Genomic DNA, 22,695 nt, shown 5'->3' with positions numbered 1-22,695 from the left:
CCTGGAGTTAGGCCAACACCTCGGTCAAGGCATCCGTCGAGGGGAACGCCGGGCGCTTCTCCTGGGTGACAAGCGTGGTGCCGTTCGGCGCCTGGTGCAGCCAGCGGTCGCAGGCGTCGCGGCCGCGCTGATGCAGCATCGCGATGAAGCTGCGCCCGAGATCGGCGGTGCTGCGCTGGGCGAGACCTTCGATCTCGTCCTCCGCGGCGAGGCGATGAACCCGCGGCGGATGCAGGCCGTCATTGCGGGCCCATTCCAGCGCTGCGAGCTCGGCATTGAGCACGGCATTGGCGGTGATCTGGTCGAGTCGCCGGTCGATCGCAGCCGACGTCACCGGGATGTAGTTGTCGCGCGCCGGCGTCACCTGCACCACCAGCAGGTCGGCGGCGCTGGATTCGTGCGCCACGCTCACGACCGGAGGATTAGCCCCGTAGCCACCGTCCCAATAGGCATCGCCGTCGATGTCGACCGCGCAGTGGACCTGGGGCGGACAGCTCGACGCCAGCAGTACGTCCGGGGTGATGTCGGCATTGCGGAACATCTGCTGGCCGCCGTCGCGAACCCGCGTCGCCGCGATAAGCAGCCGCGGGGCGGCGGCGCTCTGCAGCGCGTCGAAATTGATGGACCCTGCAAGCAGGTCGCGCAGCGGATCGAGGTCGAGGGGATTGAAACGTCCGGCACGCAGATGCGGGCCGAACGAGACCGAGGCGCTGGCCGGCGAGAAGCCGCCGAGCAGCATGACCGAGCGGAACGAGGCTTCGCTGGTCATGCGATTCCAGAACTGCGCGAGCAGTTGGCGCGCGCCCTCGCGACCGCCTTCGGCGAGGCCGCTGGCGAGCAGCGCAGCGTTGATCGCACCGGCGCTGGCACCGCTGATCGTGTCGAAATCGCAGGCCGGCTCTTCCAACAGGCGCTCCAGCACGCCCCAGGCGAAGGCTGACAACGTGCCGCCGCCCTGCAGCGCCAGCGAGAGCTTGCGTGGCGGCCAGACGCGCGGCGCCGGCGGGAGCTGCGGCGTCGCGATGGTCTCGGCTAGCGATTTTTCCGGCGCGGCCGCAGGTTTCACCTCGGTCACAGCAGGCGTTTCGATCGCGGCAGGCCTTGGCTCCGCCGCGGTCGCGGGCTTCGCGCCCGTCGCCAAAATCATCTCGGCGACAACGGTCGTGTCCGGCTGCGATGGTTTCACGACCGGCGGCGCGCTGACCGTGACCGCAGGCTCTGTCACCTGTGGCGCGGCGGTGGTCGTGTCCTCCGTCGACCAGATCTGCGCGGCCGAGAGGAGTGCGCTGGCGCTGGAGCGAATGGGGGCCGCCTGCTGCGGCACCGGCTCCTGCTGGATCGGGTCATCCTGCGATGAACCGCCGGAATTGCTCTTGCGTAACCACATGGAATCAGAATGGCAGGCCTTGCTGATTCCCACCAGCGTCTCGCGCGATCTTGGCACAGGAACGACGGCAAGTGTTGCTGCGCTGCCGCGGCAAATAAGGCCAAAAGTTGCGCGCTTCCCGTAGGAATGCGGATGCTATTTCTTGGCGCCGATCTTGCTCTCGGTGCCCGCCCGCAGCCGCTTGATGTTCTCGCGATGCATGTAGATCAGAAGCAGCGTCAGAAGCGTGAACAGCAGAGCCAGCGCCGCATGGCCGAAGGCCCACAGCATGATCGGTGTCAGCACGCTTGCGACCAGCGCCGCGAGCGACGAGTAGCGGAACGCAAAGGCGGTGGCGAGCCAGACCAGGCAGAAGAAGATCGCGCCCTGCCAGAACAGGCCGAGCAGGATGCCGATATAGACCGCGACGCCCTTGCCGCCGCGAAACTTCAGCCAGACCGGGAACAGATGGCCGAGGAAAGCGCCGAGGCCGGCAAGTATCGCCGCGCTGGGGCCGCCGAAATAGCCTGAGATCACCACCGCCGCCGTGCCCTTCAACGCGTCGCCAAGCAGCGTGGCCGCCGCAAGCCCTTTGCGTCCGGTGCGCAGCACATTGGTCGCGCCGATATTGCCGGAGCCGATGGTGCGCAGGTCTTGTGTTCCGGCCAGCCTGGTCAGGACCAGCCCGAACGGGACCGAGCCCAGGAGGTAGCCGATGACGAGGGCGATGGGGAGAAAGGCCTCAGGTCCCATGACACGTTACTCCGTTGCCCGCCCGCCGCGTCAGACGTGTTCGTACACGGTGCGGCCGCCGACGATGGTGCGCACCGCGCGTCCCGTGAACCGCGCCTCGTCGAACGGCGTGTTCTTGCACAAGGACTTCAGATCGGCCGGATCGAGCACCCAGGGCACGTCCGGATCAATCACCACGATATCCGCCGGCGCGCCCGCGCGCAGGGTTCCGCCGGGCAGGCCCAACAACTCGGCCGGACGCGTCGACATCGCGCGGATCAGGGCCGTCCAGGTCAGCTCGCCATTGTGCACGAGACGCAAGGCCGCCGGCAGCATGGTCTCCAGCCCGATTGCGCCGCTTGCGGCTTCCGCGAACGGCAGTCGCTTCACCTCGACGTCCTGCGGATTGTGGTCGGACATGATGACGTCGATCAGACCGGAGGCCAGCGCCTCGACCAACGCCCGACGGTCCATTTCGGTCCGCAGCGGTGGCGATAGCTTGAGGAACGTGCGGTAAGGGCCGATATCGTTCTCGTTCAACGTGACATGGTTGATCGAGACCGAAGCGCTGACGGCGAGCCCTGCATCGCGCGCCCGCTTGAGCACGTCGAGCGAGTCGCTCGAACTCAAGGACCCCGCGTGGTAGCGGCCGCGTGTCAGCGCGACCAGGCGTATGTCGCGTTCCAGGATCACCGCTTCCGCCGCTGCCGGAATGCCGGCGAGGCCAAGGCGCGAGGCGAATTCGCCCTCGTTCATCACGCCTTCGCCGACCAGGTCGGGGTCCTCAGCGTGATGCACGATCAACGCGTCGAAATCGCGCGCATAGGCCAGCGCACGCCGCATCACCAGCGCGTTGGTGACGCTGGACTCGCCATTGGAGAAGGCGACCGCGCCGGCCGCCTTCAACAGGCCGATCTCGGTCATTTCTTCGCCGCGCAGGCCCTTGGTCAGCGCCGCCATCGGCTGGATGTTGACGATCGCGGTGTCGCGGGCACGGCGCAGCACGAAATCGACGGTTGCGGAATTGTCGATCACCGGCTCGGTGCCGGGCTGGCAGATGATGGTGGTGATCCCGCCGGTCGCCGCGGCTTGGCTCGCGCTGGCAAAGGTTTCGCGGTGCACGTAGCCGGGCTCGCCGACGAAGGCGCACATGTCGATCAGGCCGGGCGCGACGATCTTGCCGGCGCAGTTCACGACATCGGTGCCCTCGGGCACGCCGGCGGCACCGATGCCGCGTTTGAGATCACGGATCACGCCGTCGGCGATGAGCACATCGCCGAGACCATCGAAATCGCGTGACGGATCGATCACGCGGGCGTTGGCGAGCAGGATCGGGCGACGTTCGGTCAGCATGGCGTTTCGTCCGATTGAGCTTTTCACGCGTTGGGCAGGTTGCGGGCGAGCGCTTCCAGCACCGCCATGCGCACCGCCACGCCCATTTCCACCTGTTCCCGGATCAAGGATTGCGCGCCGTCGGCGACGATCGAGTCGATCTCCACACCGCGGTTCATGGGACCGGGATGCATCACCAGTGCGTCGGGCTTGGCGTAAGCGAGCTTGCGCTGGTCCAGCCCGAAATACTGGAAGTATTCCGATGACGACGGCACGAACGAGCCGTTCATGCGCTCGCGCTGCAGCCGCAGCATCATCACGATATCGGCACCGTTCAGTCCCTCGCGCATGTCGCGCGCGACCTCGACGCCCATTCGCTCGATACCGGACGGCAGCAGCGTGGAGGGCGCCACGACGCGGACCCGCGCGCCCATGGTGTTGAGCAACAGGATGTTCGAGCGCGCCACGCGCGAATGCAGCACGTCACCGCAGATCGCAACCACGAGGCCTTCGATGCGGCCCTTGTTGCGGCGGATGGTGAGTGCGTCCAAGAGCGCCTGTGTCGGATGCTCATGCGCGCCGTCGCCGGCATTGATCACGGAGCCGTCAACCTTGCGCGCCAGCAGTTCCACCGCGCCGGAAGCGTGGTGACGCACCACCAGGATATCCGGATGCATCGCGTTCAAGGTGACCGCGGTGTCCATCAGGGTCTCGCCCTTGCGCATGGACGAGGACGACACCGACATGTTCATGACGTCGGCGCCGAGGCGCTTACCGGCGATCTCGAACGAGGATTGGGTCCGGGTCGAGGACTCGAAGAACAGGTTGACCTGGGTGCGGCCGCGCAGCACGGTGCGCTTCTTGTCGACCTGCCGGTTCAGCTCGACATATTCCTCGGAGAGATCGAGGAGACCGGTGATGTCGCCAGCGGAAAGGCCCTCGATTCCCAGCAAATGCCGGTGTCCGAGGACGAAAGTGGATTTCGATGAGGATGTCATTAAAGCCAGAGCTATAGGGGCGGTTTCCACGGGGAGCAAGGGCGAAAGCCAGGGTTCCGAGTTATCCCCCGTTCGGTCGGTTCGCCGCCCGATCGGTTCGGCGGTGGCGCTCCTGATCGCTGGCGTCATCGCTGCTCCCGCCGTCGCGCTGCCCGCCGACTTCGTCTATCTGCACAATATCGATCCCACCATCATCCAGGACATCCGCTATGCCGGAAGTAACAATTTCGTCGGGCGGCCGCTCCGGGGCTATGAAGCCGGCGAATGCATCGTGATGTCAGAGGTCGCGCGGCGGCTCAAGGCGATCCAGGATGAGCTGCGGCCACGCAAATTATCGCTGAAGATGCTCGATTGTTACCGGCCGTCGCGCGCTGTCGCCGAGATGATGGCCTGGGCGCAGAACGGCGTCGAGACCGCGGCGGAGCGCAGGTATAATCCGGCCCTGGCGAAGGCCGATCTGTTCCGCCTTGGCTATATTGCCGGCCATTCCGGCCACTCCACCGGGGCCGCGCTCGACCTGACCCTGGTCGATCTCGCGGCCGACAATTCTGCCGTTTTCGATCCGAGCAAGGCCTATGCGGACTGCACCGCGCCGGTGGCGCAGCGTGCGCCCGAAGGCAGCATCGACATGGGCACCGGTTATGACTGTTCCGATGTGAAGGCACATACCGCGGCCAACGGTATCACGCCCGCGCAACGCCGCTGGCGCAGTGAGCTGGTTGCCATCATGGTGCGGCAAGGCTTTGTGAACTATGCCAAGGAGTGGTGGCACTTTTCGCTGCCGGGCGCGGGCGCGATTGCCTATGATTTTCCGATTCAGCCGCGCCGACATCATGCAGGTGAGCACTAGGGCTTTCGCATATGGACTAGACCATCGGGGCCTCATGGTTCGAGACGCGCGGCTTTTGCCGCGCCCTCACCATGAGGGTCTAAGATTTCGCCGCGTGGAAAGCCTCATCCTGAGGAGACCGCCGCAGGCGGTCGTCTCGAAGGATGACCGCAGAGAGACTGTCAGAGACCTTTTTCGTCCCTATTTGATTGCCCTACGTTGAGGACATCGGCCATGACCCAGCCCGCATTCGCGACCCACGAGGTCTTCAATCAGTCGCCGCCGTTCGAGGATGTCGATCTGTATACGGCCGACCAGCCGCTGGTCGCGGCGGTGAAGGCCAATGGCGGCGGGGGCGTCGAGCAGGAGCTGTCGGAGTTCGGCCGTCATTGGGGCTCGGCTGCGATGGCCGAGCGTGGCCGGCTCGCCAATGAGAACACGCCGAAGCTGCGGACCTATGATTCCAAGGGCTTTCGCCGCGACGTCGTCGAGTTTCATCCGGCCTATCACGAGATGATGGCGCAGTCGGCGCATGCCGGCCTGCACAACTCGACCTGGACGGCCGACGGGCGGCCGGCCGGCGCACCGTCCGAGGTGGTGCGCGCGGCGAAATTCTATATCGCCTCGCAAGTCGAGAGCGGTCATCTCTGCCCGATCACGATGACGCGCGCCGCGGTCGCCGCGCTCGCGTCTCAGCCTGACTTGCTGAGCAAGACCATGCCGGTGATTGCGACCCGCAGCTACGATCCGAGCTTCGCACCGTGGTGGGGCAAGCGCGGCATGACGCTCGGCATGGGCATGACAGAGAAGCAGGGCGGCACCGACGTGCGCTCGAACATGACGCGCGCCGAGCGCACGAGCGATGGTTACCGCATCACCGGGCACAAATGGTTCATGTCGGCGCCGATGTGTGATGCCTTCCTGGTGCTGGCGCAGGCGGATGAAGGCCTGACGTGCTTCTTCACGCCGCGCTTCGCGCCCGACGGCTCCGTCAATGCGATCCAGTTCCAGCGGCTGAAGGACAAGCTCGGCAACCGCTCCAATGCGTCGTCCGAAGTCGAGTTCGTCGGCGCCTATGCCGAACGTGTCGGCGACGAGGGCAAGGGCATCAGAACCATCATCCAGATGGTGCAGCTGACGCGGCAGGATTGCGCGATCTCCTCTGCCGGCCTGATGCGCTCGGGGCTCGCACATGCGCTGCATCATGCGCGCCATCGCAGCGTGTTCCAGAAGCATCTCGCTGACCAGCCGCTGATGCAGTCGGTGCTTTCGGACATGGCGCTGCATGTCGAGGCAAGCGTCGCGCTGGTGATGCGGCTGTGCCGTGCCTTCGATCGCGCGCCCCTTGATACGAAAGAGTCGGCCTATATGCGGCTGCTGACGCCGGCCATCAAATATTGGGTGTGTAAGAGCGCGCCCGCGTTTTTGTACGAGGCCATGGAGTGCCTCGGCGGCAATGGCTATGTCGAGGACGGCATTCTGGCGCGGCATTTCCGGGAGTCGCCGGTGAACGCGATCTGGGAAGGCTCGGGCAATGTGATGTGCCTCGACGTGCTACGGGCGCTCGCGCGGGAAGCTGAAGCTGCGTCTGCGATCCTCATGTCGCTTGCTGCGGATACCAAGGGATTTCCGGGCGCCACTGAAACTGTCGCCTTTATCGGCCAGGCTTTCCGCCGGCCTGACAGCGAGCGGATCGCACGGCTCGCGGTGGAGAAGCTCGCGCTGCTCGCGGCCAGCGCCGCGCTGAACGAGGTCATGCCCGATCATGCCGAACTGTTCGCGGCGACGCGCCTTGCCGTCACACATCCCAGCATGTACGGCGCGGTCGATCTCAAGCCCGCCGACATGCGCGCGCTGCTGGAGCGTGCGCTGCCGTGATCAACCCGCCTGAAAGCGCTGTCATGGATTCACTCACTCCCGCCAATGAGCCCGTCATCGTCGGTCATCCTGACCGTCCGCCGCGCACGCTCGGCTTCTGGCTGACTGCGCTGTGGGGCATCGCGATCTTCGTCGCGTTGTTCGCGGGGCAGGTGGCCGTGGTCGGTTATTTCCTGATGCTGCATGATGGTCCGATCGACAGCAGCGCGTTGATCCAGGTTGCGAGCCGGGGGCTCACGCTCTCGCTCTCGGTGATCATGGGCCTGCCGGCGGTGCTGATCGCGGTCTATCTGGCGGTCCGGCACACGCGCACGCGATTCGTCGACTATCTCGCGCTGCGCTGGACCTCCTGGACCTATGTCTGGATCGGCATGGCCGGCATGGTCGTGATCGTCGTTGGCTGGGACCTGATGTCGCGTGTGACGGGCCGCGAGGTCGCGCCCGGCTTCATGCTCGACGTCCTGAAAACGGCACAAGGGGACGGCACGGTCTGGCTGCTCGTGATCGCCTTCTGCGTTGCCGCGCCGATCTCGGAGGAATTGTTCGCCCGCGGCTTCCTCTATCGCGGCTGGTCGGAAACAGGCCTCGGCGTGCCGGGCGCGATCGTGCTGTCATCGCTGGTCTGGACCGCACTGCACATGCAATACAACTGGTACTTCTTCCTCGAAGTCTTCGCGCTCGGTCTGTGGTTCGGATATTTGCGCTATCGCAGCCATTCCACGCTGGTGACGATCGTGCTGCACGGGCTGAACAATTTCGCGGCTGTCGTGCAGACCATGTGGCTCGCGAGCGGAAACGGCTGATCAGCTCACCAGTGCGATCAAGACGGGCATCGTGATCGCCGCTAGCGCCGTCTGCAGGGTGATGATCTGCGCGAGCAGCGGCGCATCGCCGCCCATCTGCCGGGCCAGCACATAGGCGCTGGGCGAGGTCGGCACCGCGGACGCGACCGCGACGATGACGAGGCTGGGGCCGGACAGTCCGAACCAGACTGCAAGTGCGAGAGCGAGCGCCGGCATCACCACGAGCTTGAGCACCACGCCGACCGTCGCCGCGGTGCCGGCGCGCCACAATCCCTCGAAATGCAGCCCGGCGCCGGTGACGAGCAGGCCGATCGCTAGCGACGCCTGCGCCAGCGCGTCAGCCACATCATGCCACAGCTTCGGCAACGGGACGTGCAGGACATTGAGCAGCAGCCCGATCGCGCAGGCCCAGATCAACGGGTTGCGAAGCACGCTGGCCGCGATCTCGCCAAACGAGCGCTTCCCGGATGAGGCGCAGGAGGCGAGCACGGCAACGCTGAAGACGTTGACCATCGGGATGATCGCGACCATCGCGACCGAGGCCAGCGCCAGGCCGGTGGCGCCATACAGGCTGCTGGAGACGCCGAGCGCGACATAGGTCTGCCAGCGCGTGGCGCCCTGAAAGATCGAGCTGAAGGCAGGACCGTCGATCGAAAGACGCGCCAGCAGCGGCCTGAGTGCCAGGCAGAGCAGGGACATCGCCAGCGCAGCGAGGAACAGCGCGCCGCCGACGCCTGCGACCGGGACCTTGCTGAGATCGGCCTTCACCAGCGTCTGCACCAAGAGCGCCGGAAACAGGACATAATAGGTCAGCCGTTCCAGGCCGTGCCATTGCGTGTCGAGCCGCATCAGGCTGTGCTTGAGCATCAGCCCGAGCACGATCAGCAGGAATACCGGCAGCAGGGCCGCGATCACCACGCCCATCTTCTATTGCCCGGACTGACGCAGCTTGGCGAGCCGGTCGAGCGCGCCCTGCAGGATGAAGATCGCCGCATGGGTGTCGATCACCTCGGCGCGCCGGGCGCGGCTGACATCCATGCCGATCAGCTCGCGCTCGACCGCTGCGGTCGAGAGCCGCTCGTCCCACAGGCCGATCGGCAGATCGGTGAGGCCGGCGAGATTGCGGGCGAAGGCGCGGGTCGATTGCGCCCGCGGTCCCTCGCTGCCGTCCATGTTGATCGGCAGGCCCAGCACGATACCGACCGCCTTGCGCTCAGTGGCGAGCGCGAGCAGCCGCGCGGCATCGGCCTTGAAGGCCTTGCGCTGGATCGTCTCCACGCCCGTGGCGAGCTTCCGGTCCGGATCCGACACCGCGACGCCAATGGTCTTGGTGCCGAGATCAAGGCCGATCAGCGCGCCGCGCTCAGGCCAGTGCACTGCGGCTTCGACGAGGGGGAGAATGGGAGCGGGCATGGCGATGCGCTTAACACGCGCCATGCCCGCAAGGCAAAGTCCCCGCCAGGGAATGCACGTGGACAGTGGACACGAGATACGTCAAGCTCAGGCCGCGATCTCGCTCTCTTCGCTCTCGAGACTGGAGATGAACGCCGCCAGCGCGCTGGGGTGATGCAGGCTGCGCCGGTGAATAAACAACGTCTCGACGCGGGCGAACTGCGGCTCCAGTGCGAGGATGCTGATCTCACTAGCAAGCTCGCTGCGTTCGACCACCGTGCGCGGCAGCAGCGCCACGCCCATCCCGGCCGCGACGCAGCCGATCATGCCATCGAGCGTCCCCAGTTCGCAGCGCGCGGCCGATGGCCAGCCGAGCGTCGCGAACAGGTTCTCCAGCCGGTGACGGTAGGTGCAGCCGACCCTGAAGACCAGCGCGGTCGGTCCGGATTCCGCGGTGCCCGCGCGTAAAGAGGCGAGGCTGTCGAAACGCTGCGCCGTGATCAATACCAATTCCTCGCGGAAAGCGGTGATGCCCGTCAGCTCGGCATGGTCGATCGGGCTGGTCACGAAGGCACCGTCGAGCGAGCCTTCAAGCACAGCGGTCGCGAGCTCGGCCGTGGTGGCGGTGCGTAGCGTCAAGCTGACCGCTGGAAAGCGGCGATGGAAGCTTGCGAGCACGGCAGGCAGCCGCACCGCGGCGGTGGTCTCCATCGAGCCGATCGCAAGCGGCCCCTTGGCGTCGCCATCGTCGCGCGCCGCCAGCAGCGCCTCGCGCGATAATGCGGCCATCCGTTGCGCGTAGGGCAGCAAGCGGCGGCCGGCGCCCGTCAGCGTCATGCCGCGGCTGTGACGTTCGAATAACGCCGTGCCGATCTCGGCCTCCAGCGCCTTGATGCGCTGGGTCACGTTGGACTGCACGGTATTGAGCGCTTCGGCTGCGCGCGTGATACCGCCGGTACGCGCCACCGCCGCAAAGGTCACGAGGTCGGAGAGTTCCACGATCAGGTTCGTTTCAATTTCGTGATGTCTGAGTTCTCAAGTATTCATTTCCAGAGAATGCTAGCGCGACCTAGTCTTGGCGTCCAGCGCAGGAGGACGCACATGCCGCTGACGACACCGCTGACCACGAAGCTTGGAGTCCGCCATCCGATCCTGTCGGCGCCGATGGACATCGTGGCCGGCTCAAGGTTGGTGCGCGCGGTCAGCAGCGCTGGCGGGTTCGGCATTCTCGGCGGCGGCTATGGTGATCGAAGCTGGCTGGAACGGGAGATCGCGAAGCTGAAGGGATTCTCTATGCCCTTCGGCATCGGTTTCATCACCTGGTCGCTCGCGAAGCAACCCGAACTGCTCGACCTCGCCATCGCCGCGCGTCCGCGGGCGATCATGTTGTCCTTCGGCGATCCCGGACCGTTCGCCGCGGCGATCAAGGCGGCCGGTGCGCTGCTGATCTGCCAGGTCCAGGACGAGACGATGGCAACCCAGGCACTCGATGCCGGGGCTGACATTCTGATCGCGCAAGGGACCGAGGCCGGCGGCCACGGCGCATCGCGGACCACGCTCAACATCGTGCCGGCGATCGTCGATCTCGCAGCGGGTCGCGTGCCGGTGGTTGCCGCCGGCGGCATTGCCGACGGCCGCGGCCTTGCGGCGATGCTCATGCTGGGCGCAAGCGGCGTGCTGCTCGGCACCCGCTTCTATGCCAGCCAGGAGGCCGATGGTGCTGATGAGGCCAAGCGACGGATCTGCGCAGCCAAGTCGGGCGAGACCATCCGCAGCGTGATCTTCGATCTGTCGCGCAACATTACCTGGCCGGCTCCGTTCACGGGGCGTTGTCTGCTCAACGATCACGCGCGCCGCTGGATGGGGCGGGAAATCGACCTGCTACAACAAAGGAGCGTGATCGTGCCCGATTATATGGCCGCACGTGCCTCCGCCAATTTTGATGTCGCCGCGATCATCGCAGGCGAGGCGGTCGGCCTGATCCATGATATCCCGCCGGCCGCCGAGATCGTCGGACGCATTGCCGACGAGACCAATCAAATCCTGCAAGGGCGTCGGAACTCTTCGCTCACCGCAGCCGAGTAGCACCAAGGAGCAGAGCATGTGGCCTGACCGCCGTCTCCTCGATCTCTTCAAGACCGAGCATCCGATCGTGCTGGCGCCGATGGCCGGCGTGATGGACGCCGAACTGGTGATTGCCGTCGCCGAAGGCGGCGGGCTCGGCTCGCTGCCTTGCGCGATGCTCACCGCCGAGAAGGCGCGCGAGCAGGTCAACATCATCCGCCAGCGCGTCGCAGCGCCGATCAACATGAACTTCTTCTGTCACGAGGCGGTCGAACCGGATCCGGCCCGTGAGGCCGGGTGGAGGCAGCGGCTGACGCCGTATTACCAGGAACTCGGGCTCGACCCGGCCACGCCGGTCACTGCCGCCAACCGCGCGCCGTTCGATGCCGCGATGTGCGCCGTTGTCGAAGAGCTAAAGCCGGAGGTCATCAGCTTTCATTTCGGCCTGCCGGAGCCGGCGCTGCTCAAGCGCGTCAAGGCCACCGGCGCGCTGGTGCTGGCGTCGGCGACGGTGGTGCGCGAGGCCGTGTGGCTTGAACAGAACGGTGCCGACATCATCATCGCGCAAGGCGCGGACGCCGGCGGCCATCGCGGCATGTTCCTGACCGACAAGCTGGCCGAGCAGGTCGGCACCTTCGCGCTGGTCCCGCAAGTGGTCGACGCGGTGAAGATCCCGGTGATCGCGGCCGGTGGCATCGCCGATGGGCGCGGCATCGCGGCCGCTTTTGCGCTCGGCGCTTCCGGCGTGCAGATCGGCAGCGCATTCCTGCGCTGTCCGGAGTCCAAGGTGAGTGCACAGGCGCGCGCCGCGCTGGCTCAGGCCAGCGACGAATCGACCGTGATCACCAATGTGATGACCGGGCGGCTCGCGCGTGGCGTCGCCAACCGCGTCATGCGCGAGGTCGGCCCCATTTCGCCGGATGCGCCGGCCTTTCCGCATGCGGCCACCGCGCTGGGGCCGCTGAAGACGGCGGCCGAAAAGCTCGGGAAGGTCGATTTTACCAATCTCTGGGCCGGGCAGGCGCTGCCGCTCGGCCGTGAGCTCCCGGCGGCCGAATTGACGCGCAAATTGGCTCATGATGCGCAGGCGCGGTTGCGCCTTATGGCGGGCTGACGGACAGCCTCTCCTCTCTCGGCCTGATGTTGATGCTGCCGCGCGCGGCCCGCGCGGTTGCAGCGCGAAAGCGGCCTCTGCTATACGAGCGGGCTCGTATCCCCGTTCGAGGCCCTTATATAATGTCCGTCGATGCCGCCACCGTCCGCCGTATTGCCCAACTGGCGCGGATCGCTGTTTCCGAAGCAGAGGTTCCGCATCTGCAGGGCGAATTGAACGCCATGCTGGCGTTTGTCGAGCAGCTCTCGGAGGTCAATATCGACGGCGTCGAGCCGATGACCTCGGTGACGCCGATGGAGATGAAGAAGCGGCAGGACGTGGTGACCGACGGCGAGATCGCCGACGACATCGTCAAGAACGCGCCGGCGACTGAAAACCATTTCTTTCTGGTGCCGAAAGTCGTGGAATAGCCGCAACGCCGGAACGAACCGACGAGCCAAACCCGAGTCAAACCCATGTGTCTGCTCTGCGACGACGAAAAGGCCTACCAGGCCTATATGAATTACCTCGACGCGATGGAGCGGCAGGGCAAGGCCGCCGATCCCGACAAGGCGGTCGATGCCGTGCTCGATGCGCTTCAGGCCCAGGCCAACGCTGAGGTCAATGCCGAGGCACGCGCGAAGCAGGACGATCCTGCCAACGACAAGACGCTTTCTCCATTCTTCTGCAGCCCGATCAATAAATGACCGATTTGACTTCGCAGACGCTCGCCGAGGCCCGCAAGGGTCTCGCGGCCAAGACTTTCACCTCGCTCGAGCTCACCGACGCCCATCTGAAGGCGATGGAGGACGCGCGCGTGCTCAACGCCTTCGTGCTGGAGACGCCGGATGCGGCGCGCGCGATGGCGCAAGAGGCCGACGCCAAGATCGCGAAAGGTGAGGGCGGCCCGCTCGCCGGCATCCCGCTCGGGATCAAGGATCTGTTCGCGACCAACGGCGTGCGCACCACCGCCTGCTCGAAGATCCTCGGCAATTTCGTGCCGACCTATGAATCGACCATCACCTCGCAGCTCTGGCGCGACGGTGCGGTGATGCTCGGCAAGCTCAACAATGACGAGTTCGCGATGGGCTCGTCGAACGAGACCTCCTGCTTTGGCCCGGTCGGCAATCCCTGGCGGCGGGAAGGATCGAACACCACGCTGGTGCCCGGTGGCTCCTCCGGTGGCTCGGCATCCGCGGTGGCGGCGCTGCTCTGCATGGGCGCGACCGCGACCGATACCGGCGGCTCGATCCGTCAGCCGGCGGCCTTCACCGCGACCGTCGGCATCAAGCCGACCTATGGCCGCTGCTCGCGCTGGGGCATCGTCGCCTTCGCATCGTCGCTCGACCAGGCCGGGCCGATCGCGCGCTCGACCCGCGATGCCGCGATCCTGTTGCGCTCAATGGCCGGCCACGATCCGAAGGACACCACCTCGGTCGATCGTGAGGTGCCGGACTACGAGGCCGCGATCGGCAGATCCGTGAAGGGCATGAAGATCGGCATCCCCAAAGAGTATCGCCTCGACGGCATGCCGGCCGAGATCGAGAAGCTGTGGGAAGCGGGCGCGGCCTGGCTGAAAGCGGCTGGCGCCGAGCTGGTCGAGGTGTCGCTGCCGCACACCAAATACGCGCTGCCGGCCTATTACATCGTGGCGCCGGCGGAGGCTTCGTCCAACCTCGCGCGCTACGACGGCGTGCGCTATGGCTTGCGCGTGCCCGGGCGCTCGATCGGAGAATTGTACGAGAACACCCGCGCCGAAGGTTTTGGGGCCGAGGTACGCCGCCGCGTCATGATCGGCACCTATGTGCTGTCGGCCGGCTATTACGACGCTTATTATCTGCGTGCGCAGAAGGTCCGCACCCTCATCAAGAAGGATTTCGAGGACTGCTTCGCCAAGGGCATCCATGCGATCCTCACCCCCGCGACGCCGTCCGCCGCCTTCGGCATCGGCGAGAAGGGCGGCGCCGATCCGATCGAGATGTATCTCAACGACATCTTCACGGTGACCGTGAACATGGCCGGTCTGCCCGGCATCGCGGTGCCCGCGGGCAAGGACAGCCAGGGTCTGCCGCTCGGCCTGCAGCTGATCGGCCGCCCGTTCGATGAGGAGACGCTGTTCTCGCTTGGTGAGGTGATCGAGCAGGCGGCGGGACGCTTCACGCCGGTCCGGTGGTGGTAGACCTCGCGCAATTCAAGGCCAGCCTCGCGGGCGACGCGCCCGCGTCTGACGTTACGCCGCCGCTTGCCGGACTCTGGTGGGCGGCGAAAGGCGATTGGGATCGCGCGCACAAGATCGTGCAGGACGATGACACGCGCGAGGCCGCCTGGGTGCACGCGCATCTGCATCGGATTGAAGGCGATCTCGGCAATGCATCCTACTGGTACCGGCAGGCCGGACAGCCGGTCGCAAAGGATGCGCTGGACGTGGAATGGGAGCGGATCACATCCGCACTGCTTGGGAGTTAGAGAGCCATGACGGCAACCAGCGGCAAGCTGATCAAGGGCGCAACCGGCGACTGGGAGGTCGTGATCGGCATGGAGATCCATGCCCAGGTCACCTCGAAGTCGAAGCTGTTCTCCGGCGCCTCGACCGCGTTCGGCGGCGATCCCAATACCCATGTCTCGCTGGTCGACGCAGCGATGCCAGGCATGTTGCCTGTCATCAACGAGGAATGCGTCCGCCAGGCGGTGCGCACCGGGCTCGGGCTGAACGCCAAGATCAATTTGCGCTCGGTGTTCGACCGCAAGAACTATTTCTACCCCGACCTACCGCAGGGTTACCAGATCAGCCAATACAAGTCGCCGGTCGTGGGCGAGGGCGAGGTGACCGTCGAGCTCGAGGGCGGCAGGACCGCCACGATCGGCATTGAGCGTCTGCACCTTGAACAGGATGCAGGTAAGTTGCTGCACGACCAATCGCCCTCGATGTCTTTCGTCGATCTCAACCGCTCGGGCGTGGCGCTGATGGAGATCGTCTCCAAGCCCGACATCCGCGATGCCGAGCAGGCCAAGGCCTACGTGACCAAGCTGCGCTCGATCCTGCGCTACCTCGGCACCTGCGATGGCGACATGGAGAAGGGTTCCTTGCGCGCCGACGTCAATGTCTCCGTGCGCAAGCCGGGCGGACCGCTCGGCACCCGCTGCGAGATCAAGAACATGAACTCGATCAACTTCATCGGCCAGGCGATCGAGCACGAGGCGCGGCGCCAGATCGAGATCATCGAGGACGGCGGGGTGATCGAGCAGGAAACGCGGCTGTTCGACCCCAACAAGGGCGAGACGCGTTCGATGCGCTCCAAGGAAGAGGCGCATGACTACCGGTATTTCCCTGATCCCGACCTGTTGCCGCTCGAGTTCTCGCAGTCCTTCGTGGATGAGCTGAAGGCGCATCTGCCAGAGCTGCCGGACCAGAAGAGGGCGCGCTTCATCGCCGATTTCGGGCTGTCGGCCTATGATGCGAGTGTGCTGGTGGCGGAACGGGAGAGCGCAGCCTTCTATGAAACCGTGCTCTCGGAGCTTGCCGACCGCGCCCGCGACGGCAAGCTCGCCGCCAATTGGGTGATCAACGAGCTGTTCGGCCGGCTCAACAAGGAAGGCCGCGACATCGCGTCCTCCCCGGTCTCGGCCGGCCAGCTCGCCGATATCATCGCGCTGATCGGCGAGGGCACGATCTCCGGCAAGATCGCCAAGGACCTGTTCGAGATCGTCTGGACCGAAGGCGGCGATCCGCGCGCCCTCGTCGAACAGCGCGGCATGAAGCAAGTGACCGATCTCGGCGCGATCGAGAAGGTGGTCGACGAGATCATCGCCGCCAATCCCGACAAGGTCGCCCAAGCGCAGGCCAAGCCGCAGCTGGTCGGCTGGTTCGTCGGCCAGGTGATGAAGTCCTCCGGCGGCAAGGCCAATCCGCAGGCCGTCAACGATCTGCTCAAGAGCAAGCTCGGCATCTGAAACGACGGCACGGGAAGCGGATGCACGTTCGCTTCCCGCCCGCCGGGATCGTCGCGATGCGAACGTTAAACCCCCAAGCTCCACCGCGTCGAAGGGCCGGCTAGCGTTCCTCTGAACGCCAACGCCCGTGCACGCGCCTCCCTGATGGGATGCGAATGCCGGCGTCGGATGACGACGTCGTCTTCGTTCCAATGCCTCGCGTGCGTTGCCCATCGCGTCGTTGCGGCTCGCGTTTTGCGAATCGCTCGTGCGCGATTCGCAAAAAAGCCACCTTTGATGAGCCCTGGATCAAGTCCGGATCGAGCGCGCGACCCTATCAACGAAAATTTTTTTCGTTGCCAAAATTTCCCGACTCGGTGTTCGGGCGCGGCTTCCTTCGGCTGAGTCTCTTGATTGCGACGCCGTTGCGCGCGGTGTCGCCGCTTCAGCAGGGCTTGCAGAAAATGCCTGCAGTGAAGGCCTTTCCTGCGCTCTTTATTAGTTCGATGATTTTGCATTCGCGTGCGGCCCGCGTCGTCGCCCGCGTTGCTCGTCCGCTCGTCTCGCGAACTGCGTCGCGCGCGCGCGCGTTCGCGTGTCAACACTTCCTTAAGCCGGAAGCTGTTTTTTTCTTTGCGTTGGTGTATTCGGGAAGGAGTGCATCTCGATTCCCGAGTGCACGCAGCGACTAAGCCATCTCACATCGGAGGGCAACATGGCGAAGAAAGCGAAGAAGGCGAAGAAGGCAGTGAAGAAGACTGCGAAGACCGCGGCGAAGAAGACCGCGAAGAAGACCAAGAAGGTCGCCAAGAAGAAGTAAATCTCGCGGTCATCGCGAGATGAGCCGGCAGCTTGATGCCGGCGCGTCGTTGGAACGTCCGGCCTGGTTGCTCGTTATGAGTGGTTCAGGCCATTAAGGTCCACGACGAAGAGGGTGTCGGCGAGACATCAGGTCGACGGCCGGATCGAACTTTCGAAAGCCTCGTCGCTTCGGCAAGCCGGTCCGGTAGAAGAAACGAGTTTTCTTCGTTCGGTGCAGATCCGCGTTTCGGTCTGCAATCTCATGGATGGCCTCGCGGCTCAGCCGCGTGGCCTCCAAGTGATCTGGTCCTGACGTGTTCGCCGACGCCCTCGTGTTTTTTTTGCAGCCGCGCTGTCGGCGTGCTCCCTTTCCTTCATCTTTGTCTCTCCGTCCGATCGCACGCGGTCGCTTGCGCCTCCCAAGACTCGCCGGCGCGCGTCAGGCTGCCATCCGCGATGGTTACCAGTCTGCCAACCGGCAGTGTCGATCGGCCGCCGCGCGCATCTGAAAATTCCAATCAGATCAAAGCCTTCGATGGCTGGCGCAGAACTCCGCCGTGCCGCGCATTCAGATCCCGTTCAGCACGATGCTTAAACTGCCTTTCAAACTTGATCGGTCATGCTCCGCCCATAAGCCGGCAAACGGCATGGGGATGAGCTGGGCGACCAGCTCGGCGTTGAACAGTGGACGGGGGCCGCGCGCTCGATGGCGCGACGCCTCCGAAATGGAGAGCGACAATGTTTCAAGGACTACTCAATCTCGAGGATGCGACCGCGGTCGAGCAGGCAGCCGACGGTAATGTGCTGTTCGAGCTCGGCATGCTGCATGCGAGTGGCCGGCTGGGTCCGGTCGACCTGATCGCTGCGCATAAATGGTTCAATCTCGCCGCGCTGAAGGGCCGGAGCGATGCGATCACGATGCGACGCGAGATCGCCGAGCAGATGTCGGCCGCTGAGATCGCGCAGGCTCTGCGCGAAGCCCGCACCTGGATGACCGCGCACTGACGCGGCCTCGGTTTCCAACCGCTGCCTGCCATCGCCGATGAGCGGGCCTCGAGTCCGCCGCATGCGCGACCGGCGGATGCGGCTTGGGGCTTCTCGGTGTTGTTCCGTCGTCGTCTCGACACCTGCGTGCGGGTGAGCGCCCTCGCAGGCCGCCCTCAAATGACCTATCTGTCGGTCGAAGTGAGTGGCGGCACCGAGGTCGTGCGGATGGGGCAAGTCAAAGGCCGGGAATTGATCGACTGTCACGATTGCGGGGAGCAGGTCTCCTTCTCCGCCGTGGCTTGCCCGCATTGCGGCTCGACCGAACCTTCCGGCCCGTACATTCAGAACACGCGCGAACGCCGCAAGCTGCGCGCCGAGGCAACCAACGACCGCAGGCTTCTGACGATCACGCTGGTCTGCTGCGGCATCGGCGTCCTGTATGGTGCGGTGATGGGGCCGGGCGGGGTTGCATCCGTCTGGGGCAGCCTGATCTATGGCTTCATCGGCGCCGTCATCGGCGTGCCCGCTGCGTTCATCGTCAATGTGACGCGAACGCTGTTCGACTGATGTCGCGCTTGGCGTGGTTGACGGCGCCAGCGCGTCAAGCGTAGCGCCTGGCCAGGGCGACACAGAGGACGACGAGACCTGTCGTCAGGATCATGGTCCAGGCCACAGGCTCGCCGAGCAGCAGGCCGGCGAGTGCGAGGCCGAAGAACGGCTGCAGCAGTTGCAGCTGGCCGACGCTGGCGGTGCCGCCGACGGCAAGCCCGCGATACCAGAACATGAAGCCGATCAGCGAGCTGAACACCGAGACATAAGCGAGCCCGGTCCATGCGCCGCCACCGATCGTGTCCCAGGAGGCGGGCAGGGCGGCGATGGCGAGTGCGAGCGTGATCGGCAGCGAAAGCAGCAGCGCCCATGACATCACCTGCCAGCCGCCAAGACGGCGCGACAGCTTGGCGCCTTCGGCGTAGCCCAATCCGCACAGCAGGATCGCTGCCAGCATCAAGAGATCGCCGGAGACGGATGTCCGGTCGTCGCCGGCGAGCGCGAAGCCCATCACGACAGCGCTGCCGAGCACAGCGAACGGCCAGAACATCCAATTCGGTCGCTCGCCGCCGCGCAGCACACCAAAGATCGCCGTCGATAACGGCAACAGGCCGATGAAGATGATCGAGTGCGCCGACGTGATGTGTTGAAGCGCGAGTGCAGTCAGGAGCGGGAAGCCGATGACGACGCCGGTCGCGACGATCGCGAGCGAGGCGATATCGCGCCGCGCCGGTCTTGTTGGCTGAAGCCATCGCAGCATCATCGCGCCCAGCAAGCCTGCGATGACCGCGCGCGCCGATGTCAGGAACAGAGGTGAGAAGCCGGCAACGGCGACGCGCGTCGCCGGCAGCGAGGCGCTGAAAATGATGACCCCGAGGAGCCCATCCCGCCAGCCGTCTGTAGTGCTCGTCATCTCGTCGCCTCGCCTGTTGCAAGACGATCCTGCGGTCTCTCGGCTGGCGCGACCAGCCACAATTCAATACAATCTGGCAAAACTGTATTGATATGGATTCCCATACAATTGGATGAGCGCATGGACAGGCCTGGGCGAGGCGGAACGCGGACGCTCGAGGTGATGAAGGTGATCCGCGCCCGTGTGGCGGCCCGCACGCTTGGTGCCGGCGATCGCCTGCCGTCGGTCCGCCGCTTTGCCGCGACCATGGGCATCTCGCCGTCGACCGTGGTCGAGGCTTATGAGCGCCTGGCCGCGGAAGGGTTGATCCGCGCCCGCCGCGGCTCCGGCTTCTATGTCTCGGCGACCGCAGCGGCGCTGCCGCTGCTGCTTGCCGAAGCGGAGCCCCGTCGCGATCGTGCGGTCGATCCGTTCTGGGTCTCGCGGCAATCGCTCGAGGCGGAGCCCAACGCTCTGATGCCCGGCTGCGGCTGGCTGCCGGCGGAGTTGATGCCGAGCATGCTGTTGCGCCGGGCGCTGCGGACCGTCGCGCGCGCCGAGGATGCGCTGCTCGTCGACTACGGTGGCACGCGCGGCTCACTGGCGCTCCGCCGCTTGCTGTTGGCCCGCTTTGCCGAAGAGGGGCTCGACGTTGCGGCCAACCAGTTGCTGCTGACGGGCTCGGGCACGCAGGCGATCGATCTGGTCTGCCGCTTCCTGCTTCGGCCCGGCGATACGGTCCTGGTCGACGATCCCTGCTACTTCAATTTCAGGGCGCTGCTGCGTGCGCATCAGGTGACGATCGTCGGCGTGCCCTACACGTCATCGGGGCCGGAGATCGCGCGCTTCGAAGCGATCCTTGCGGCCGAACGGCCGCGGCTCTACGTCACCAATTCGGCGCTGCATAACCCCACCGGCGCAACGCTGTCGCTATCGACGGCGCATCGGCTCCTGATCGCCGCTGCCGCGCATGAGCTGACGATCGTCGAGGACGACATCTTCGCGGATTTCGAGCCGGAGCCTTCGCCGCGGCTTGCCGCGCTCGACGGCCTCAACCGGGTGATCCGGATCGGCAGCTTTTCCAAGACGCTCTCTGCATCGGTGCGCTGTGGCTATATCGCCGCCAGGGCGGACTGGGTCGAGGGACTGGTCGATCTTCAGCTTGCAACCAGCTTCGGCGGCCCGAGCCCGGTCGCGACAGCCGTGATTGCCGACGTGCTGGCCGGCGGCGGCTATCGCAAGCATATGGATGAGCTGCGGCGGAAGCTTGCGCGGGCGATGCGCGACACGACGCGCGCATTGCAGGCGCTCGGGATGGAGCCCTGGCTGATGCCGCGCGGCGGCTTTCATCTCTGGTGCCGTTTACCGGAAGGATGCGACTCCGCGGCCTTGGCCAGAACGGCACTCGCTGAGGACGTCGTGCTCGCTCCCGGCAATGTCTTCAGCGTGTCGCAGACCGCCGCTGGCTTCCTTCGCGTCAACGTGACGCAATCCGGCAATCCGCGCATCTGGGACGTCATGCGCCACGCGATGGCGAAGGCCGTTTGCCGGGGAGGAGAGGCGGAACCCGAGCCGGCCGATCTGCGCTCAAGCTTTCGTTGAGTGACAACCGACGAACCGAGCGTTCTCCTGTGCATTGGATGTCCTGATCACTCGAGCAGCGGAAGGCGCACAAATGGACTATGTTCCCCTCGGTCACTCCGGCATGAAGGTCTCGCGCTACATTCTGGGCACGCTGACCTTTGCGGGCACCCACGGCTTCGAAGCCTTGGGCAATCTCGACGTTGCCAATGCCAGACGGCTGGTGGACATGGCCATCGACGCCGGCGTCAACGCATTCGACACCGCCAATCTCTACTCGAAGGGCGATGCGGAAAAGGTGCTCGGCGCGGCGCTGGCGGGCAAGCGGGACAAGGTGCTCGTGTTCAGCAAAGGACGTTCGGAAGTCGAGGAGGGGCCCAATGGCGGCGGCGCCTCGCGCGTCCATCTCACGCGCCAGCTCGAAGGCACCCTCGCGCGGCTCAACACCGACTGGCTCGATCTCTATTTCATCCACCAGTGGGACGGCGTGACGCCGATCGAGGAGACGGTCGAGACCATGTCCGGCTTCGTGAAGGCCGGGAAGATCCGCTACTGGGGCATCTCCAACTACAGCGGCTGGTCGCTGGCGAAGACAGCCATGATCGCGAAACAGCCGGGACTGGTGCCGCCGGTCGCGCATCAGATCTATTACACGCCGGAGGCGCGCGAGGCCGAATATGAGCTGATCCCGGCCGGTGAAGAGTTCGGCATCGGCGCGATGATCTGGAGCCCGCTCGGCCAAGGGCTGTTCGGCGGCAGGGTGAAGGCGGACGGCGCCGCGCCACAAGGGACGCGCCAGGGCGCAGAAGGCTGGAAGGAGCCGTTCGTCTCCGACTGGGATCGCTTCGCCCGGGTGCTGAAGGCCGTCGAGCAGGTCGCCGCCGAAACCGGGCGGTCCGTCCCGCAGGTGACGCTGGCCTGGCTGCGCGACCGTCCGGGCATCAACTCGATCGTGCTGGGCGCGCGCACCGCAGAGCAGCTCGCGGACAATCTCGCCTCCGATGACCTGACGCTCTCGCCCGAGCAGGCCGCGCGCATCGAGGCGGCCGGCCGTCCGCACCCGCTGTATCCATTCTGGCACCGCGCCATGTGGGGCTTGGATCGGCCCACCCCGTCGGAGCGCGTCTATCTCGAAGGTCATCGCCAGACCGTCGGGATGTGAGATAGGGACGCCAAGCGGCAAATGGCGAAGTTGCGCCCTTTGCCGCTCGCTCGGCCCTAGGAAATCGACTCGTCCACAATCTGCCGCTTGCGGCGCGGCGCGGCCTCGGGCATACCGACCACAGCCGGAGACGTGGCCGAGTGGCTGAAGGCGGCGGTTTGCTAAACCGTTATAGGGTTGTAAAGCCCTATCGAGGGTTCGAATCCCTCCGTCTCCGCCATTTCCCCCGCTTCAGCAAATCTCGGTTCGGCAAGGCGGCTGGAAGCCAATGAGGCCGAGCCTCTCTATCCTTTAACTTAGATGAGT

Annotated in this window: 23 protein-coding genes and 1 tRNA gene; 16 read left to right on the top strand and 8 right to left on the bottom strand. The window is 65.4% G+C overall.

Annotated elements, in window-relative coordinates; translation table 11 throughout:
• Positions 1–7: 7 nt before the first annotated feature.
• From BRAS3843_RS02200 to BRAS3843_RS02185, 4 genes are all read right to left on the bottom strand, one after another.
• Complete coding sequence (locus BRAS3843_RS02200) at positions 8–1,387, bottom strand: patatin-like phospholipase family protein (RefSeq protein ID WP_008967062.1); 1,380 nt, start codon at positions 1,385–1,387, stop codon at positions 8–10.
• Between the two features lie 135 nt (positions 1,388–1,522).
• Positions 1,523–2,119 (bottom strand): glycerol-3-phosphate 1-O-acyltransferase PlsY, encoded by a 597-nt coding sequence (plsY, locus tag BRAS3843_RS02195; RefSeq protein WP_008967060.1) that lies wholly within the window; start codon positions 2,117–2,119, stop codon positions 1,523–1,525.
• A gap of 30 nt (positions 2,120–2,149) precedes the next feature.
• Positions 2,150–3,451: a dihydroorotase gene (locus tag BRAS3843_RS02190; protein WP_008967059.1), complete on the bottom strand. Its 1,302-nt coding sequence runs from the start codon at positions 3,449–3,451 to the stop codon at positions 2,150–2,152.
• Between the two features lie 23 nt (positions 3,452–3,474).
• Positions 3,475–4,428 carry an aspartate carbamoyltransferase catalytic subunit gene (locus BRAS3843_RS02185; RefSeq protein WP_008967058.1) on the bottom strand — a complete coding sequence of 318 codons (954 nt, stop codon included), beginning with the start codon at positions 4,426–4,428 and terminating at the stop codon, positions 3,475–3,477.
• 103 nt (positions 4,429–4,531) lie between these two features.
• Here BRAS3843_RS02185 and BRAS3843_RS02180 point away from each other — a divergent pair, with 103 nt between their 5' ends.
• The 3 genes from BRAS3843_RS02180 to BRAS3843_RS02170 all read left to right on the top strand — a co-directional run bounded on the left by BRAS3843_RS02180 (position 4,532) and on the right by BRAS3843_RS02170 (position 7,938).
• Positions 4,532–5,278 (top strand): M15 family metallopeptidase, encoded by a 747-nt coding sequence (locus BRAS3843_RS02180; RefSeq protein ID WP_008967057.1) that lies wholly within the window; start codon positions 4,532–4,534, stop codon positions 5,276–5,278.
• 213 nt (positions 5,279–5,491) lie between these two features.
• The gene (locus BRAS3843_RS02175; RefSeq protein WP_008967055.1) at positions 5,492–7,135 is read left to right on the top strand and encodes an acyl-CoA dehydrogenase family protein; all 1,644 of its coding nucleotides are present in this window, start codon (positions 5,492–5,494) and stop codon (positions 7,133–7,135) included.
• Entirely contained in the window at positions 7,132–7,938 is an 807-nt protein-coding gene (locus BRAS3843_RS02170) for a type II CAAX endopeptidase family protein (RefSeq protein ID WP_035980585.1), read from the top strand. The genes BRAS3843_RS02175 and BRAS3843_RS02170 overlap by 4 nt, the downstream gene beginning before the upstream one ends.
• On the opposite strand, the gene BRAS3843_RS02165 is transcribed toward BRAS3843_RS02170, so the two are convergent.
• From BRAS3843_RS02165 to BRAS3843_RS02155, 3 genes are all read right to left on the bottom strand, one after another.
• Positions 7,939–8,862, bottom strand: a complete 924-nt coding sequence (locus BRAS3843_RS02165; protein WP_008967053.1) for an AEC family transporter — start codon at positions 8,860–8,862, stop codon at positions 7,939–7,941.
• Positions 8,863–8,865: 3 nt separating this feature from the next.
• Positions 8,866–9,351, bottom strand: a complete 486-nt coding sequence (gene ruvX / locus BRAS3843_RS02160; protein ID WP_008967052.1) for a Holliday junction resolvase RuvX — start codon at positions 9,349–9,351, stop codon at positions 8,866–8,868.
• A gap of 87 nt (positions 9,352–9,438) precedes the next feature.
• On the bottom strand, positions 9,439–10,329 hold the full coding sequence (locus BRAS3843_RS02155; RefSeq protein WP_008967051.1) for a LysR family transcriptional regulator: 891 nt from the start codon (positions 10,327–10,329) through the stop codon (positions 9,439–9,441).
• Between the two features lie 102 nt (positions 10,330–10,431).
• On the opposite strand from BRAS3843_RS02155, the gene BRAS3843_RS02150 reads away from it, so the two are divergent.
• From BRAS3843_RS02150 to BRAS3843_RS41965, 10 genes are all read left to right on the top strand, one after another.
• On the top strand, positions 10,432–11,415 hold the full coding sequence (locus BRAS3843_RS02150) for a nitronate monooxygenase (protein WP_008967050.1): 984 nt from the start codon (positions 10,432–10,434) through the stop codon (positions 11,413–11,415).
• Positions 11,416–11,431: 16 nt separating this feature from the next.
• Positions 11,432–12,508 carry a nitronate monooxygenase family protein gene (locus BRAS3843_RS02145; protein WP_008967049.1) on the top strand — a complete coding sequence of 359 codons (1,077 nt, stop codon included), beginning with the start codon at positions 11,432–11,434 and terminating at the stop codon, positions 12,506–12,508.
• A gap of 122 nt (positions 12,509–12,630) precedes the next feature.
• A complete protein-coding gene (gene gatC / locus BRAS3843_RS02140) occupies positions 12,631–12,918 on the top strand; it encodes an Asp-tRNA(Asn)/Glu-tRNA(Gln) amidotransferase subunit GatC (protein ID WP_008967048.1) in 288 nt (95 codons plus the stop codon).
• A 45-nt stretch (positions 12,919–12,963) separates the two neighbouring features.
• Positions 12,964–13,194, top strand: coding sequence for a hypothetical protein (locus tag BRAS3843_RS02135; RefSeq protein ID WP_008967047.1), 231 nt, complete (start codon positions 12,964–12,966; stop codon positions 13,192–13,194).
• Positions 13,191–14,666: an Asp-tRNA(Asn)/Glu-tRNA(Gln) amidotransferase subunit GatA gene (gatA, locus tag BRAS3843_RS02130; RefSeq protein ID WP_008967046.1), complete on the top strand. Its 1,476-nt coding sequence runs from the start codon at positions 13,191–13,193 to the stop codon at positions 14,664–14,666. The genes BRAS3843_RS02135 and gatA overlap by 4 nt, the downstream gene beginning before the upstream one ends.
• A complete protein-coding gene (locus BRAS3843_RS02125) occupies positions 14,657–14,953 on the top strand; it encodes a hypothetical protein (RefSeq protein WP_008967045.1) in 297 nt (98 codons plus the stop codon). Before gatA ends, BRAS3843_RS02125 begins: the two co-directional genes overlap by 10 nt.
• A 6-nt stretch (positions 14,954–14,959) precedes the next feature.
• Entirely contained in the window at positions 14,960–16,438 is a 1,479-nt protein-coding gene (gene gatB / locus BRAS3843_RS02120; RefSeq protein WP_008967044.1) for an Asp-tRNA(Asn)/Glu-tRNA(Gln) amidotransferase subunit GatB, read from the top strand.
• Between the two features lie 155 nt (positions 16,439–16,593).
• Positions 16,594–17,109 carry a hypothetical protein gene (locus BRAS3843_RS41970; RefSeq protein ID WP_139024694.1) on the top strand — a complete coding sequence of 172 codons (516 nt, stop codon included), beginning with the start codon at positions 16,594–16,596 and terminating at the stop codon, positions 17,107–17,109.
• 847 nt (positions 17,110–17,956) lie between these two features.
• The gene (locus tag BRAS3843_RS02115) at positions 17,957–18,223 is read left to right on the top strand and encodes an SEL1-like repeat protein (protein ID WP_008967041.1); all 267 of its coding nucleotides are present in this window, start codon (positions 17,957–17,959) and stop codon (positions 18,221–18,223) included.
• Between the two features lie 159 nt (positions 18,224–18,382).
• The gene (locus BRAS3843_RS41965) at positions 18,383–18,772 is read left to right on the top strand and encodes a hypothetical protein (protein WP_008967040.1); all 390 of its coding nucleotides are present in this window, start codon (positions 18,383–18,385) and stop codon (positions 18,770–18,772) included.
• 34 nt (positions 18,773–18,806) lie between these two features.
• Here the strand turns inward: BRAS3843_RS41965 and BRAS3843_RS02105 are convergent, their stop codons facing one another.
• Positions 18,807–19,667 (bottom strand): DMT family transporter, encoded by an 861-nt coding sequence (locus BRAS3843_RS02105; RefSeq protein ID WP_008967039.1) that lies wholly within the window; start codon positions 19,665–19,667, stop codon positions 18,807–18,809.
• A 120-nt stretch (positions 19,668–19,787) separates the two neighbouring features.
• On the opposite strand from BRAS3843_RS02105, the gene BRAS3843_RS02100 reads away from it, so the two are divergent.
• The 3 genes from BRAS3843_RS02100 (at position 19,788) to BRAS3843_RS02090 (ending at position 22,609) form a co-directional block, all read left to right on the top strand.
• On the top strand, positions 19,788–21,248 hold the full coding sequence (locus BRAS3843_RS02100; RefSeq protein WP_008967038.1) for a PLP-dependent aminotransferase family protein: 1,461 nt from the start codon (positions 19,788–19,790) through the stop codon (positions 21,246–21,248).
• 73 nt (positions 21,249–21,321) lie between these two features.
• A complete protein-coding gene (locus tag BRAS3843_RS02095) occupies positions 21,322–22,389 on the top strand; it encodes an aldo/keto reductase (RefSeq protein WP_008967037.1) in 1,068 nt (355 codons plus the stop codon).
• A gap of 126 nt (positions 22,390–22,515) precedes the next feature.
• Positions 22,516–22,609, top strand: a tRNA-Ser gene (locus BRAS3843_RS02090).
• Positions 22,610–22,695 lie beyond the last annotated feature (86 nt).

The organism is Bradyrhizobium sp. STM 3843 (assembly GCF_000239815.1).
In the GTDB taxonomy this organism is placed as follows: Bacteria; Pseudomonadota; Alphaproteobacteria; order Rhizobiales; family Xanthobacteraceae; genus Bradyrhizobium.
The sequence above is the reverse complement of the archived record's forward strand: the minus strand, read 5'-3'. Positions and strand labels throughout refer to the sequence as shown.